The 13,835-nt window shown below is 66.1% G+C and carries 14 protein-coding genes; 8 read left to right on the top strand and 6 right to left on the bottom strand.

Annotation, left to right across the window (positions count from 1 at the left end):
- The first annotated feature begins 29 nt into the window (after nt 1-29).
- From IG178_RS20765 to IG178_RS20755, 3 genes are read left to right on the top strand one after another with little or no spacing between them, the layout of a single operon-like run.
- The gene (locus IG178_RS20765) at nt 30-986 is read left to right on the top strand and encodes an SAM-dependent methyltransferase (RefSeq protein WP_193214504.1); all 957 of its coding nucleotides are present in this window, start codon (nt 30-32) and stop codon (nt 984-986) included.
- Nucleotides 987-1,034: 48 nt separating this feature from the next.
- The gene (locus IG178_RS20760; protein ID WP_193214503.1) at nt 1,035-1,757 is read left to right on the top strand and encodes a L,D-transpeptidase family protein; all 723 of its coding nucleotides are present in this window, start codon (nt 1,035-1,037) and stop codon (nt 1,755-1,757) included.
- A 47-nt stretch (nt 1,758-1,804) separates the two neighbouring features.
- Entirely contained in the window at nt 1,805-2,689 is an 885-nt protein-coding gene (locus IG178_RS20755) for a hypothetical protein (RefSeq protein WP_193214502.1), read from the top strand.
- Here IG178_RS20755 and IG178_RS20750 read toward each other — a convergent pair.
- The 3 genes from IG178_RS20750 to proB form a co-directional block, all read right to left on the bottom strand.
- On the bottom strand, nt 2,653-3,885 hold the full coding sequence (locus tag IG178_RS20750; RefSeq protein ID WP_193214501.1) for an MFS transporter: 1,233 nt from the start codon (nt 3,883-3,885) through the stop codon (nt 2,653-2,655). The genes IG178_RS20755 and IG178_RS20750 overlap by 37 nt on opposite strands.
- A gap of 71 nt (nt 3,886-3,956) precedes the next feature.
- A complete protein-coding gene (locus IG178_RS20745) occupies nt 3,957-5,219 on the bottom strand; it encodes a glutamate-5-semialdehyde dehydrogenase (RefSeq protein WP_193214500.1) in 1,263 nt (420 codons plus the stop codon).
- Nucleotides 5,220-5,235: 16 nt separating this feature from the next.
- Entirely contained in the window at nt 5,236-6,021 is a 786-nt protein-coding gene (gene proB, locus IG178_RS20740) for a glutamate 5-kinase (protein WP_193214499.1), read from the bottom strand.
- A 108-nt stretch (nt 6,022-6,129) separates the two neighbouring features.
- Between proB and hisI the strand changes: the two genes are divergently transcribed.
- The 5 genes from hisI (at nt 6,130) to IG178_RS20715 (ending at nt 10,063) form a co-directional block, all read left to right on the top strand.
- Nucleotides 6,130-6,579 (top strand): phosphoribosyl-AMP cyclohydrolase, encoded by a 450-nt coding sequence (gene hisI / locus IG178_RS20735; protein ID WP_193214498.1) that lies wholly within the window; start codon nt 6,130-6,132, stop codon nt 6,577-6,579.
- Nucleotides 6,580-6,707: 128 nt separating this feature from the next.
- Complete coding sequence (gene rplS / locus IG178_RS20730) at nt 6,708-7,058, top strand: 50S ribosomal protein L19 (RefSeq protein WP_193214497.1); 351 nt, start codon at nt 6,708-6,710, stop codon at nt 7,056-7,058.
- 119 nt (nt 7,059-7,177) lie between these two features.
- The gene (locus tag IG178_RS20725) at nt 7,178-8,101 is read left to right on the top strand and encodes a hypothetical protein (protein ID WP_193214496.1); all 924 of its coding nucleotides are present in this window, start codon (nt 7,178-7,180) and stop codon (nt 8,099-8,101) included.
- 43 nt (nt 8,102-8,144) lie between these two features.
- Nucleotides 8,145-8,912, top strand: coding sequence for a YdjY domain-containing protein (locus IG178_RS20720; protein WP_193214495.1), 768 nt, complete (start codon nt 8,145-8,147; stop codon nt 8,910-8,912).
- Nucleotides 8,909-10,063, top strand: a complete 1,155-nt coding sequence (locus IG178_RS20715; RefSeq protein ID WP_193214494.1) for a prenyltransferase/squalene oxidase repeat-containing protein — start codon at nt 8,909-8,911, stop codon at nt 10,061-10,063. Before IG178_RS20720 ends, IG178_RS20715 begins: the two co-directional genes overlap by 4 nt.
- 67 nt (nt 10,064-10,130) lie before the next feature.
- Here IG178_RS20715 and IG178_RS20710 read toward each other — a convergent pair whose 3' ends face one another.
- The 3 genes from IG178_RS20710 to mtnP form a co-directional block, all read right to left on the bottom strand.
- Nucleotides 10,131-11,831, bottom strand: coding sequence for a dynamin family protein (locus IG178_RS20710; protein WP_193214493.1), 1,701 nt, complete (start codon nt 11,829-11,831; stop codon nt 10,131-10,133).
- Between the two features lie 24 nt (nt 11,832-11,855).
- Entirely contained in the window at nt 11,856-12,794 is a 939-nt protein-coding gene (locus tag IG178_RS20705; protein ID WP_226895641.1) for a polysaccharide deacetylase family protein, read from the bottom strand.
- An 81-nt stretch (nt 12,795-12,875) separates the two neighbouring features.
- The gene (gene mtnP, locus IG178_RS20700) at nt 12,876-13,736 is read right to left on the bottom strand and encodes an S-methyl-5'-thioadenosine phosphorylase (protein WP_193214492.1); all 861 of its coding nucleotides are present in this window, start codon (nt 13,734-13,736) and stop codon (nt 12,876-12,878) included.
- Nucleotides 13,737-13,835 lie beyond the last annotated feature (99 nt).

The raw sequence follows: 13,835 nt of genomic DNA, 5'->3' as shown, positions 1-13,835 counted from the left end.
CAGATCGCACCCCGTCAAGTCGCCGACCGATGATTTCCGCAAACTGGCCCTGGAACCTGCACGATGAACTCCGCTTCGACCGGTTCATGGAGCTGGCACTGCACGACCCCGGGCAAGGCTACTACGCCCGCCGTATCCGTGGCGTGGGCAAGGGCGGGGACTTCACCACCACCCCCATGCTCACCCCGGCGCTCGGACGGGCGATCGCCGACTGGGCGACCGGCGCCTCGAAGGAAAGCGCCTGCCGGGACCTGATCGAGCTCGGCCCCGGCGAGGGGCTGCTGGCCGCCACGGTCCTGAAGCACCTGCCCTGGTGGCGGCGGCCGCGGCTGCACCTCGTCGAGCGGTCCGCACCGCTGCGCGAGAAGCAGGCTGACTTGCTCGGCACCAAGGTCCGCTGGCACGACTCGGTCGCGGCCGCGCTGGACGCCTGCGGCGGCCGGGCCTGCCTCTACTCGAACGAATTCGCCGACGCCTTCCCGGTCCGCTGCTTCCGTCGCGACGACGACGGCTGGAGCGAGCTTTTCGTCGGACCGGCCGGATCGTGGCGGTGCTGCGAGGCTTTGCCGGACTCATCGGTGTTCGAGATTCCCCACCCGCCCGGGCAAATCGTCGAGGTGGCGGAGTCCTATCGCGACTACCTTCACCAATGGCTGCCGCTCTGGCAGGCCGGGCGGATGCTGACGATCGACTACGGGGCCGAAGCCGCCGCCCTCTACCACCGGCGCCCCCGCGGCAGCCTCCGCGCGTATTTCATGCAGCAACGGCTGGAAGGCCCCGAAGTGTTCGAGCGTCCCGGCCGGCAGGACCTGACCGCCGACGTGAACTTCACCGACCTCCAGCGCTGGGTGGCGCCGCCGGTGACGACGGCCCGATTGGTCAGCCAGCGGGAATTCATGCGGTCCCACGCGACCCCGGCCGACGCCAGGCTGCAGGATGCCGCCGGTGCCGGTGAAGCCTTCCGGGTGCTGGAACAGGTGCGCTGACGCCATCTGAGACGTTGCGCATTCACCCGATCGCGCCATCTTCACCGGATGCTGCGCACCCTCGCTATCCTCGTCTCGCTGGCGCTCCCGCTCGCGGCCTTCGAACTCCCCGCAAAGTCATCCCAGTGCGTCGTCGGCGTCGCCAAGGACTGGGACAGCTCGACCGTCACCCTCAACGCCTACGAAAAGCGCGGCGGCCAGTGGGTGAAAACCAGCGGACCGTGGCAGGGCCGGCTCGGTCGCAGCGGCCTGGTTTGGGGTGCCGGGCTGCACCCGGTTCCAGCCGGCGCGAAGACCAAGCGCGAGGGCGACTGGCGGGCCCCGGCCGGCGTGTTCCGCATCGGCGGCGCCTGGGGTGCCCACGACAACATCCAAAAACACCGCAAGCAGTTCTACCGCCAGGTCACCACCCGCGACCTGTGGGTGGAAGACCCGAAATCCCCCAGTTACAACCAGCACGTCATCCTCGACCACGAACCGGCGACCGCCTGGGAAAAGAAGCAGCAGATGAAGCAGGACGACTACCCGCACTCGCTGAAGATGTTCATCGCCCACAATGCCCCGCCGCAGGTCGTCCCGGGCGCCGGCAGCGCGATCTTCTTCCACATCTGGCGCGGCGGTGGCTCGAAGCCGACCGCCGGCTGCACCACCATGAAGGAAGACAAGCTCCGCGAGCTGATCGCCTGGATCGATCCCGGCAAGCAGCCGCTCTATGTGCTGCTGCCCCAGGCGGAATACGCGGCGAAGAAGGCGGAGTGGAAGTTGCCGTGAAATTGCCGACTTGAAGGATCGCGGACATTGCCGGATCCTCCCAGTTGATGATGTACCTCGAACATCCCGTGGTGTGGCTCTCCACCGCGATCGCCATCCTTCTGGGATATGTCGTGCTGCGTTTCGTCATCCACCCGCTTTCCTATGTCTACCGCCCGCAGCCGCGGGGACTGGCGATCCGCAGCTTCGGATTCTTGAAGCGGGCCGATCTTCCCTACGATGGCATCAAGCGCCTGGAGCCATTGCACCGCCGCGACCTCGCCCGGCGACACTTCGAAGCTCCCGTTGAATTCCTGACCGGCGGCGGGCCGCTCGCCCCCGGCACCCTGCTCCTCTGGGAGACCGACGCCGCGGTTTTCGTTCTTCCCGGCTGGCACTACCGGTGGCTCGGAGCCCAGGACCGCGAGGTCGCCTACCGGGACGCGATCCGGGAGCGGCGGAAAAAATGGCTCACCACCCTGTGGCTCGGCGTCCAAGCCGCTGTCCGAATCACTGCACGGTTCGTGCGTATCGGCACTTTCTGCCTGATGGTGCTTCCGCTGTGGACGCTCGCGATTCAGCTCACGGGGATCCACCGGGTCGCCGAAAACCTCGCCATGCCGGTCATGCCGGTTTTCCGCAGCCTGTTATTCCCCGACTTCGCGGCCACGCTCTTCCCGGTCGCATGCGGGGTCATGATCATGATCGTCCTGGCGGGCAAACACCGGATTCCGCTCGCGATCGGAGGCATCACCTTGGTGGCCGCGTGTTCCCGCTTCTTTTTTAGCGTTGGCCACGCTCACGACATCTCTCACCAGCTCTTCGACAACTGCATCGGCTTCGATCGAATCCTCACTTGGAGCCACCTTTCGATCCTGGCCTCCGCCATTTCGGTCGCCTGCGCGAGTCTCGTTCCTTACCTCCCGTCCCGACGCGGCGCCGGCACGCCCTGATAGAACACCGCCAGCACCGGCACGCAGACCGCCACGCAGCCGGCCTGGATCCACCAATAAGCCGACCAGCCGCCGTGACCGGCATGGACGGTGGCGTCAAAGATCATCCGCGCCAAAACCGTGCCCGCCAGCGAGCCCACGCCGTTGCTGGCCAGCGTCAACAACCCCTGCGCCTGGGTCCGCAGGCTGGCATCGACCCGCCGGTCGAGGAACAACTGGCCGGTGATGAAATACAGCGTGTAGCACAACCCGTGCAGCGCGATGCCGGCGATGAGCCACTGGCTGTGGCCGCTGACCCCCGCCAAGGCGAACAGGATGTAACGCAGCGTCGAGAGCCCGAGCGCCACCATCAGCACCGTCTTGACCCGGAAGCGGGTCATCACCATCGCCATCACCAGCATCGCCGCGATCTCGCTGATCTGGCCGATCGTCATGGTCGCCGCCGCGGTGAGGTTGCCCAGCGCCTCCAGGTGCTGGGGCGTGTGCATGAAAAAGGCCGCCAGCGGGATGCTAAGCAGCATGGTCACGGTGAAAAACACCAGGTGATCCCGCTCGCGCAGCAGCCGGAAGGCATCGAGACCGAGCAAGGTCCGCAGCGACCGCGACTTGCCGACCGGCGGGGTGTCGGGAAGGAAAAACGCGGTGAAGCCGCCGATCAATCGCGTCACCGCTCCGGCATAGCCCGCCACCGGCGAACGGTCGGCGAGCAGGACGTAGCTGGTCAGGAATCCGGCCGCCATCCAGCCGAGCGTGCCGCCGAGCCGGACCACGGGGAATTCCTGCTCGCCCCACTTCAGGTGGGTCATCGAGATGCCGGTCAGCATGCTCCACATCGGTGCCGCCACCACCGAGCTGGCCGCCAGCAAGCCGATGAACCACCAGGGCGACCTCGGGGTTTCCAGGCTGTGGAACGCCGCCGCGAGCAGCACCGCGCTGATGATGCCGATCCAGCCGAAGACCTTCTGCCCCGAGAAGCGGTTGTCGGCCAGCGCCCCGATGATCAGCGGCGAGATCAACGAAGCCACCGGCCCCGCCAGGAAAGCCCGCTCGATCCACTCGCTGCCGAGCCCCTTCGCGGTGAGAATATTCGACAACGCAGGGGTGTAGTAGCCGGGCGACATCCCCACCAAAAAGAACACCGTGAACAGCCCCACGATCACGGACGGCTGGGTGCGGGATGGCGGAGGCAGGGGCACGGGCGGACGCTAGCGGGACGGCGCCCGCGTGCAAGATCGGCGCAGGCGAAAGCAGCCGGCCCGGCCGCAGGTCACCGCTTCACCTGGCCGTCCCCGCGCACCTGGTACTTGTAGCTGGTCAGCTCGCGTAGGCCCATCGGTCCGCGGGCGTGGAGCTTGTCGGTGGAAATCCCGATCTCGGCCCCGAAGCCAAACTCCTCGCCATCGGCGAAGCGGGTCGAGACATTGTGGAAGACACAGGCCGAATCGCAGCCCGCCAGGAAGGCGTTCGCCGCCGCGTCGTCCGCGGTGACAATGCACTCGGTGTGATGCGAGCCGTGGGTATTGATGTGGCCGATCGCGTCCTCGAGCGAATCGACGACCTTCACCGACAGGATCAGGTCGAGGTACTCCGTCTCCCAATCCTCTTCGGTGGCGGGCACGGCATCGATGATCGCACGGGTGCGCTCACAGCCACGGAGCTCGACCCCCTTTTCCCGCAGCCCGGCGGCGATCGCGGGAAGGTGGCTCTCGGCAACCGACGCGTGGACCAGCAGGGTCTCCAGCGCATTGCACACGCCGGGCTTCTGGGTCTTCGAGTTGACGGTCAATTTCACCGCCATGTCGGGATCGGCGGCGGCATCGACGAAGAGGTGGCAGATGCCGTCGTAGTGCTTGATCACCGGCATGCGGGCCTGCGAGACGACCGTTTCGATCAGCCCCTTGCCACCGCGCGGGATGATCAGGTCGAGCCATTTGTCCATCTGGCACAGCGCGGTGACACTGGAACGGTCGGTGAAAGGCACCAGCTGGATCGCGTTCGCCGGCAGGCCGGCCGCCTCACCGGCTGCCTGCAAGGCCGCGGCAATCGCCCGGTTGCTGTGGATGGCCTCCGAGCCGCCGCGCAGGATCGTCGCGTTGCCGGTCTTGAAACACAGCACGGCGGCGTCGCTGGTGACGTTCGGCCGGCTTTCGAAAATGATGCCGATGGTGCCGATCGGCACCCGCACCTGCTCGAGGTGGATCCCGTTGGGGCGGGTCCACTTTTCCATCACCTGTCCGACCGGGTCCGGCAGTGCCGCGACCTGCTCGATTCCGCCGGCGATGGCATCGACCTTCTTTTCGTCGAGCCGGAGGCGGTCGAGCATCGGCTTCGACAGCCCCTTGGCCTCGCCCGCCTCGATGTCGAGCGCGTTGGCCGCGAGGATTTCCGGAGTCGCGGCACGCAGACCGGCGGCCATCGACCGCAGGATCGCGTTCTTGGTGTCGGTGGAAAGCTGGGCAAGCTGATAGGACGCCGCGCGCGCATTGCGGGCGAGTTCCTCGACGGCGGTGAACACTTCGGCTTCGGTCATGGGGCGGAATCTAGCTTCAATCGGTCGGGGCGCATCCGGCTTCCCGGGCGGCAAAGCGGGTCGAAAGCCCCTTCTCCCCCGCCAGGATGCCGGCGAGGCGCTCGGGCTTGCGGCCGTGGGCGATGTGGACGGTGATGCCGGCATCGACGGAGTATTTCACCGCCTGGAGTTTCGACGCCATGCCGCCGATGGAAAAACGCCCGCGTTCGTCCTTGGCGAAGCCGAGCACGGCATCCACGTCCGGCACGTCCTCCACCAGCTCACTGGTCTCCGGCGACAGCAAGCCGTCCACCGAGGTCAGCAGGATCAGGCGGCGGGCGCCGAGCAGGCTGGCCACCCGCGACGATAGCATGTCGTTGTCGCCGACGCGGAGTTCCTCGACGGCAACCGAATCGTTCTCGTTGATGATCGGGACGATCTTCGGCTCGGCGAGCAGGCGCTGCAGGGTGTTCGAAACGTAGTTCCGCCGCTCCGGCGTCTGGAGGTCGCCCCCGGTCAGCAGCACCTGGGCGACAGCGAGGTCGAAGTTGCGGAAAAGGTTCTCGTAGGTGTGCATCAGCCGCGCCTGGCCGACGGCGGCGCAGGCCTGCTTGGTGCTGAGGTCGCTGGGATAGCCCTCCAGGCCGAAGGCGGAGACGCCCGCGCCGACCGCTCCCGAGCTGACCAGCAGGCAGCGGTGGCCGTTTTCAACCAGCCCGGCGATGGCGGTGACCAGACGGACCAGTGCGGCGCCGTCGAGGGTCCCGTCGCTCGCACGGGTGAGGACGCCGGTGCCGGCCTTGATGACGGTGAGGGATTCCATGGCGGGAAATGCGGCCGCGGCTATGGCCGGAAATCGCGCCGGAGGCCATCGCAAATCGCGGCAACGCCGGCCTTGCCCGGCCCGCCGGGGGCCATTAAAGGGCAGGCCATGAATGCGTTCCCGCCGCCCGGCGACAAGAAGCAGCTCGAGGAAGGCCTCGTTTTCACCCCGAAGTTCGACGCCGACGGCCTGGTCCCGGCGATGGCGATCGATGCCACCACCAAGGAGCCGCTGATGCTCGCCTACATGAACGCGGAGTCGCTCCGGATGACCATCGAGCTCGGTGAGGCGGTCTACTGGTCGCGCAGCCGCAAGGAAATCTGGCACAAGGGCAAGACCTCCGGCCACGTCCAGCGGGTGGTGGAGATCCGCACCGACTGCGATCAGGACGCCCTCGTCGTCTACGTCGAGCAGGCGGGCGCCGGCTGCTGCCACACCGGACGCGGCGAATGCTTTTACCGGAAAGTCGCCGGAACCACCGCCGGTGAGCCCACCGCGCTGGCCTTCACCGGCGAAGGCAAAACCTTCGATCCGGAGGCCGTCTACGGGAAATCTTGAAAAGTCGGGGGATCCGGCCGATTTTCGCGAACTTCGCGGTTGCATTCGGCGGGCCATTCCCCTAGTTCTCCCGCCCCTCGCGCCGCGCAGGTGCCAGGAATCACTTTTTTAACGCAAGGAGGACCGCCATGACCATCATCGAAAAGATCGAGCAGGAGCAGCTGAAAACCGATGTCACCGACTTCAACGTGGGCGACACCATCAAGGTTCACACCCGCGTCGTCGAAGGTGGCAAGGAGCGCATCCAGATCTTCCAGGGCATCGTGATCGCCCGCCGCGGCACCAGCGTGAACGCTTCCTTCACCGTCCGGAAGATCTCCTACGGCGAAGGCGTCGAGCGCGTGTTCCCGCTGCACACCCCGCGCATCTCCAAGATCGAGGTCATCAACCGCGGCAAGGTCCGCCGTGCCAAGCTGCACTACTTGCGCCAGCGCGTCGGCAAGAAGGCCATGCTCGTCAAGGCCGCTCCCAAGAAGTAAGCGGCTCTCCGAAAGGATTTCCAAACGCGCTTCCGGATTCGCCGGAAGCGCGTTTTTTTCGTTCCGCCCCCCGCCACTTGCCTCTTGGCGGCGTCGATACGATGACGGATGCTCCCGCCATGGCCCGCCGCGTCCCCATTCCTGTCGTCCTCCTGCTCGGCGCCGCCGCCATCGGCGTGCCCTGGTGGCAAGGCACGAAGGACATGGACTTCATGACGCCGCCGAGCGACCTCCGGTTGGAGTTGGTCCGCTACCAGGCGTCGGCGAAACTGCCCAAGCAGGCCTCGTTGTTTTCCGCGGAATCCAAGGCCAAGCAAGCCAAGGCCTTTCAGTCACCGATCAAGGCCCCGCCGGTCATCCATCCCGGTGACATTCATGCCCCGGCCGAAATCGACGCCTACCGCGAACACGCCGGGGAAGGCGCCGCGGCACTGATCGAACTGGCGGTCCACCTGGAAGAGCAGAGCGCGAACCCGCGCGCCCTGCTGGCCTGGGAGCGGGTGCTCGATTCCTGTCAGGCCGACGAATCCCAGCAGGCGGCCGCCCTCGCCGGCATCAAGCGCCTGCGTCCCCTGGTCGCGGCGTGGAACATCGATCCCGCGGCCGGCATCCCCCTGATCCTCGAAGTTTCGCTGTCGAAAGGCACCCCTGCGGAGGGACTCGACGAGCTGCTTGCCGGATGCGCCGGCATCCTGACCAAAAAGTCGTCGGGACTGCTCACCCTCACCAGCCGGATCGAAAAGCTGGAAACCAAGGCCGCCACGCCGCCACTGCTGTCCTTGCAAATCCTCGACGACGGCCCGAGCGCTACCTCGACCGGCCTCATCGAGCTGCCCTTGGCCACCGACCCCGAACGAACCCGCCGCGAGCTGCTCGCCGCCGCCTACAAGCTGGTGGCATCGCAGCTGGCCGCCGCGACCGATTTCACTCCGCCCGCGCCGCTGGACGCCGGCGACGACCCGGCAGCGGCGTTGGGCTTCAGCATCACCCGGCTCTGCTGGAAGGAGTTCGGAAAATCCCTCCGCGCGGCAGATCGTCCCTAAGAGAACGCTGGACGGCTCCGTTTCCCCGGGGAAGCTTCGCCCCATGTTCCGTCCCGTCGTTCTTTTCCTCGCCGGCACCCGCCTGCTGTGCGCCGATCCATCGACCGACCGTGCTCCGGTTGAACCCCGCACCCTGCCGGCCCCCGACCAGCCCGTTACGGAGGCGAAACCGGCGATCAAGGAACTCGACGCCGACCGCTTGCAGATCGGCGAGGTGATCTTCAACCGCAAGACCCGCGAGATCCGCTTCCCCGCGGCCGTCAACATGGCGGGCGACGAACTGCTGGAGTTCGCGATCGTCCACTCCAAGGGCAAGATTCACGAGTCCCTGCTGCTGACCGAGGTCTCCCCGACCCACCTGAACCTCGCCTTCAAGCTGCTCCGCTACCAGGCCTCGCCGGAATTCTACCCCCTGCTCGACGAGGACGGCACCGTCACCAGCAAGTTCCCCGAGGTGATGGCCGACGTGAAGGCCGCGGCCCGCGTCGACCTTTCCGTCGAATGGAAACAGGACGGCAAGGACCGCAAGGCCAAGCTGCGGGAGTGGATCGCCCACGGCTCCACCGGCGAATCGATGGCCGCCGATCCCTGGGTCTACGGCGGCTCGGAGATCTATGAAGGAAAGTTCATGGCCGAGACTTCCGGCGACGTCGCCGCAATTTTCCTGAGCAACACCGCGCTGATCAATTTCTCCGGCAAGGACAACAACTCCGACGAGGTGTGGTTGCCCTACCCCAAGCGCGTTCCCCCGGTGGGAACGAAAGTCACCGTCATCATCGCTCCTTTCCCGACACCAGCCGCGAAACCATGAAAACCGCCATTTGCCTCGCCCTCGGATCGTCCTTGGCCATCGCCCCGGCCCAGGACGCCAAGAACCCCTACCTGTCCCTGCAGGTTGAAATGAAACAAGCCATCGCCCGCGGCAACGCGTGGCTGGCCAAGCAACAGCAGGAGGACGGCCACTGGGACAATGCCGAGCTGCCCGCCTTCACCGCGCTCGCGCTGACCGCCGCCGTGCGGGACCCGGGTCTCGACACCAAGGCCGACCTGCCCGCGCCCGTGGCCAAGGGCTTCAAGTGGCTGCTCGACCAGCAGAAGGAAGACGGCGGCATCTACAACAAGGGCCTGTCGGTCTACAACACCGCCACCTCGGTCACGGCACTGACCGCGGCCAACCGGGAAATCTTCGAGCCGGCCATCGTCAAGGGCCGCAAGCACCTGATCGGCGAGCAGTGGGACATCGGCGAAAAGGGCGAAGCCGACCACAAGAACGACGGCGGCATCGGCTACGGCTCCCACAATGACCGCGCCGACATGTCGAACACCTACCTCGCCATCGAGGCACTCGCGCTTTCGAAAAAGGTGATCGAGGACGGCAAGCACGGCCAGCAGCCGGATCTCGACTGGGACGCCGCCATCACGTTCCTTTCCCGTTGCCAGAACCTCGAGGAAACCAACGACAAGGATTTCACCGCCGAGTCCGAACAGAACAAGGGCGGCTTCACCTACAGCCCGGACGAAAGCAAGGCGGGCGAGGACAAGCTCCCCGACGGCCGCACCGCGCTCCGGTCCTATGGATCGATCTCCTACGCCGGCCTGCTGTCGCTGATCTACGCCAAACTCGGTCCGGACGATCCGCGCGTGAAGGCGGTCAAGGAGTGGCTCGGCAAGAACTACACCCTTTCGGAAAACCCGGGCATGGGTGCCGAGGGGCTCTACTACTACTACCAGACGATGTCGAAGGCGCTCTCCGCCGCCAACATCAACAAGCTTGAACTCGCCGACGGCAAGCAAGCCGACTGGCGCAAGGACCTCGCCGGCGCGCTCCTCAGCAAGCAGCGCGAGGACGGATCCTGGGCCAATGCCAACGGCCGCTGGATGGAGTCGAACCCGGTGCTCGTCACCGCCTACTCGGTGATGTCGTTGGAGCAGATCTACCATTCGATCCCGGGCGAGCCCTGATTTGCCCGCCCCGTCAATCCCACCGACCCGGTCCCGGAGGTTCTCGCCTCCGGGATTTTTTTTGCGGTCAGAGGTCGAGCTCCACCGACTTCAGCGCGATGTAGAGCGAGTTCGAGCGCTCCATCCGCGGCTGCAGCGCGGCCTTTTCGGAGGCCAGCTGGCGGCGGACTTCGATCAGGCTGTGCGAGTATTCCTGGAACAAGAGCCGGATTGCCTCGCCATGATCCGCCTTGAGCCCGTCGGCGAAGGTCGTCGCGCCGGCGAGCAGGCGTTCGCGGTAGCCTGCGACGATCCGTGCCCGGGTGATCCAGCCGGTGACCGTCGCCAGCACGAACACCAGGCCGGCGACCGCCAACAACATCAGCGCGAGGTCCTGCATCCCGAAGGTGCCACAGGCTCCCGCCCCGATGGCAAAGAGCAGGCCGATCGCAGTGAAGCCCTTCAACGAGGCGTTCCGCCGCCGCAATTCCGGATCAAGCACCCCGCGGACCCGGAGGCTGGACAGCGCCCGCGGCACGGCCTTCTCAAGGCGCGCGACGAAGCGCTCGATCACGCCGTCACGTTCCTCGCCAGCCACTGAACAAATCCCGGGCTCGAAGCCCATCCGCTCCTTCACCCGCGGCCGCACGCCTTCCCAATGCTCCATGCAGGCGTCGACCAGCCGGGCGGCGTCGTCCATCCCGAATCCGATGGCGACTTCCTGCATCCGCGCGGCGAAAGTCGCCTCGATTTCCGCCGCCGTGCCGTCGCCGGTGAACAAACGGGCAAGCGAGCGCCACCAGCCGAGGCGCGATCGCAACGAGCGAACCACGACATCCACCTCGATCCGGAAGCGCCCGAGCGCCGCGACCAAGGACTTCGGGGCGGAGCCCAGCACCGAATCGCGCAGCTCTTCCATCTCATGCTCGATGCCGGCCAGGAAGTAGGAGTCGTCCTCCATCCCGCGGCGCTGGACGTCGAAGCGGGATTCCAGCCGGCGCAGGGTCCGCGACGCGTGGTGCCACGCGTCGTGGAGCAGCTGGCGGCGGTCCATCGATTCGCAGATCCGCTCGGAAATGAAATGCTCGAAGTCCGAAAAACGGCTGGCCGACCGGAGCTCCGGGCTCCCGCTTTCCGCAAGCTTCGCTTCCAGGGCCGGACGCGCGGCGACCGGGAAAATCGGCAGCACCTGACCCACCCGCTTCAACGACAGGTCGCGCATGTGACCGAGGATGATCGGGATGTCCTGCGGCTGCTTGAGGTCGATGCGTTGCACCACCAGCGCCGTCCTTGCCAGAGCCTCGGGCGACAATCTCGAGACGGCGTCCCAGGTCGCCGCGGTCCACGGATTCTCCGCGGTGAAGACCACCAGCACCAGATCGGCATGCTCCACGAAGGGCTCGGCCACCTCGGCATGCCCGTTGGTCTTGGAATTGGTTCCCGGCGTGTCGAGAAGATCGAAGTTCCGCAGGTAATCGTGCGGGCGACGGCATTCGTAGAGCAGCGCTTGCCGCTCCTGGTCGCTGTCGGCACCGTGACGATAAAGCCGCACCTCCGACGTCATCGGCAGGCTGCCGGCCGGGCAAATCTCGGCACCGGCCAGCGCGTTGAGGAGCGATGACTTGCCCGCGTTCACCTCGCCGATCGCGGCAATCAGGATCGGCTGGGAAAGCGTCGGCGCGGGATGATCCGCCTCCTCTTCCAAGCCAACCTCGTCCGCGAGGTCGCCGATCCAGCCGAGCAACTCGGAAAGGCGATCACGAACAGCAAAATAGCGCTCGCCGGGCATTGCGGGTACTCAGCCGGACGGCCTTCACTGTCCCGAGGCGACCTGACCGGGGCCCGACTGGGCGCCCATCGCGAGCAACTGGGAAACCGTCACGAACTTGAAACCCTTGTTCAGCAAACCATCGAGCGTGGCCGGCATGGCGTCCACGGTCTGCGAATGAAGGTCGTGGGCCAGCACGATCGCTCCCGGCGTGGTGCCGCTGAGAATCCGCGACGTCACGACCGAGGGACCCGGGCGCTTCCAGTCGAGGGGATCGACCGACCACATGATGGTGGGATAGTTCAGGTCGGAATGGATCCATTCGCGCTGGCGCTGGAGCAAGGCCCCGTAGGGCGGGCGCATGGTGCGCGGCTTCACCCCCGCGGCCCGGGCCACGGCGTCCCGGCATTTGGTCAACTCCGCGCGGACGGCGGAATCGCTCAGCTTGCTGAGGATCGGGTGGGTGTAGGTGTGGTTGCCGATTTCGTGGCCCTCGGAAACCGTCCGGCGCAGCACGTTCGGATACAGGTCCACGTTGCGGCCGATCACGTAGAAGGTCGCCTTGATGTTGCGCTCGCGCAGCATGTCGAGGAGCCGCGGCGTGTTCTTCGGATGCGGCCCGTCGTCAAAAGTGATCGCGATGTACGGTTGTGACATCGACACCCGCGAAAAGGTGATCCCGGACGTCGATCCGGATGCGGGGAAATTGTTGTCCGGGTTCCGCGGCACCGGCCCCTTCGGCTTCGGCGTCCGGTAGGTGGTGTTGGCGGAAGTCCTTGCCGGAGCGGAGTCCGGAGGCACGTCCGCGAGGCTGCCGGAGCCATCCGGCTTGGCCGATGAGGCCAGAGAACAGCTGCTGCCAAGCGCCGTGCTCAGCACCATGAATCCCCGCCGCGAAAGCTTCGGCTTGCCGTCCCCGGCCGCCTCGCCCCCCATGGAAGTTGTTAGAATCTTATATCCGAGGGCTTCGATGGGGTTCTTCATGAGATGGCGACAATGGCGGAAAACTCGCGTCAATTTACCGGAGGCGGATCCGATGTCACGCCTACATTTCCAACAGGTTGATCACAAGAAGCGCTTTAGCATCGGGCGTAATGCATGAACCCGCTCTTCCGGCCACAGGTTCCGGGGAGTCATGATCGCCCCGTCAAGCGCCGTGTGATCCGCCCAGTCCGCGGATTCTGGAATCATCGCGATCGCCCGGGCGATGATCTTCTTGGCCGCGGAAACATTGGCCTGCAGGTGGCCCATGACGGCCTCCGCGGTCACCGGCTCTTCCTCGACTTTCCAGCAGTCGTAGTCGGTGATCATCGCCAGCGTCGCCAGCGCGATTTCCGCTTCCCGTGCCAGCTTGGCCTCCGCCAGGTTGGTCATCCCGATCACGTCGAAGCCCAGCTTGCGGTTGGTTTCGCTCTCGGCGCGGGTCGAAAACGCCGGTCCGTCCATGTTGACGTAGGTCCCGCCGTCGTGGACGCGGGCGCCTTCAGCCTGCGCCGCCTCGCGCAGGATCGACCGCAACGGAGCGCTCACCGGGTCCCCGAAGGAGACGTGCCCGACGATCCCGCCACCGAAGAAGGTGTGCTCGGTCCGGCGGCTGGTGCGGTCGAAAAACTGGTCCGGCAGCACGATGTCCCGCGGCTCATACTCCTCCTTTAGGCTCCCCACCGCGGTGACGCAGATGATGAAGCGCACCCCCACGCTGCGCAGGGCCCAGAGATTGGCGCGGTGATTGATCTCGGTCGGCAGCAAGCGATGCCCGCGGCCGTGACGGGGCAGGAACCAAACCTCGCGCCCCCCGAGCATGCCGCCGACCAGGGCATCCGACGGATTCCCGAACGGCGTCTCGATCACCCGCTCTTCCGACTTCTCGAAGCCTTCGATTTCGTAAAGCCCGCTTCCTCCGATGATCCCGATCGCTGCTGCCATGGCGGGGTCTAGTGCCCCGGGCGCCGCCCGTCGAGCCCATAGCCGGATCCGGGCGCTTCACGCGGATTTCATCAAATGAATGATGATTCCGTGCGGAAG

Origin of the sequence: Neoluteolibacter marinus, from assembly GCF_014904755.1 — a bacterium.
GTDB lineage: Bacteria > Verrucomicrobiota > Verrucomicrobiia > Verrucomicrobiales > Akkermansiaceae > Haloferula > Haloferula marina.
Note: the sequence above shows the minus strand (reverse complement) of the source record. Positions and strands in the feature narration are given on the sequence as shown.

Bases quoted from the DNA above. Each gene is read 5' to 3' on its own strand.
- IG178_RS20765 (WP_193214504.1), top strand. From the start codon at position 30: ATGATTTCCGCAAACTGGCCCTGGAACCTGCACGATGAACTCCGCTTC.
- IG178_RS20760 (WP_193214503.1), top strand. From the start codon at position 1,035: ATGCTGCGCACCCTCGCTATCCTCGTCTCGCTGGCGCTCCCGCTCGCG.
- IG178_RS20755 (WP_193214502.1), top strand. From the start codon at position 1,805: ATGATGTACCTCGAACATCCCGTGGTGTGGCTCTCCACCGCGATCGCC.
- IG178_RS20745 (WP_193214500.1), bottom strand. From the start codon at position 5,219: ATGACCGAAGCCGAAGTGTTCACCGCCGTCGAGGAACTCGCCCGCAAT.
- proB (WP_193214499.1), bottom strand. From the start codon at position 6,021: ATGGAATCCCTCACCGTCATCAAGGCCGGCACCGGCGTCCTCACCCGT.
- hisI (WP_193214498.1), top strand. From the start codon at position 6,130: ATGAATGCGTTCCCGCCGCCCGGCGACAAGAAGCAGCTCGAGGAAGGC.
- rplS (WP_193214497.1), top strand. From the start codon at position 6,708: ATGACCATCATCGAAAAGATCGAGCAGGAGCAGCTGAAAACCGATGTC.
- IG178_RS20725 (WP_193214496.1), top strand. From the start codon at position 7,178: ATGGCCCGCCGCGTCCCCATTCCTGTCGTCCTCCTGCTCGGCGCCGCC.
- IG178_RS20720 (WP_193214495.1), top strand. From the start codon at position 8,145: ATGTTCCGTCCCGTCGTTCTTTTCCTCGCCGGCACCCGCCTGCTGTGC.
- IG178_RS20715 (WP_193214494.1), top strand. From the start codon at position 8,909: ATGAAAACCGCCATTTGCCTCGCCCTCGGATCGTCCTTGGCCATCGCC.
- IG178_RS20710 (WP_193214493.1), bottom strand. From the start codon at position 11,831: ATGCCCGGCGAGCGCTATTTTGCTGTTCGTGATCGCCTTTCCGAGTTG.
- IG178_RS20705 (WP_226895641.1), bottom strand. From the start codon at position 12,794: ATGAAGAACCCCATCGAAGCCCTCGGATATAAGATTCTAACAACTTCC.
- mtnP (WP_193214492.1), bottom strand. From the start codon at position 13,736: ATGGCAGCAGCGATCGGGATCATCGGAGGAAGCGGGCTTTACGAAATC.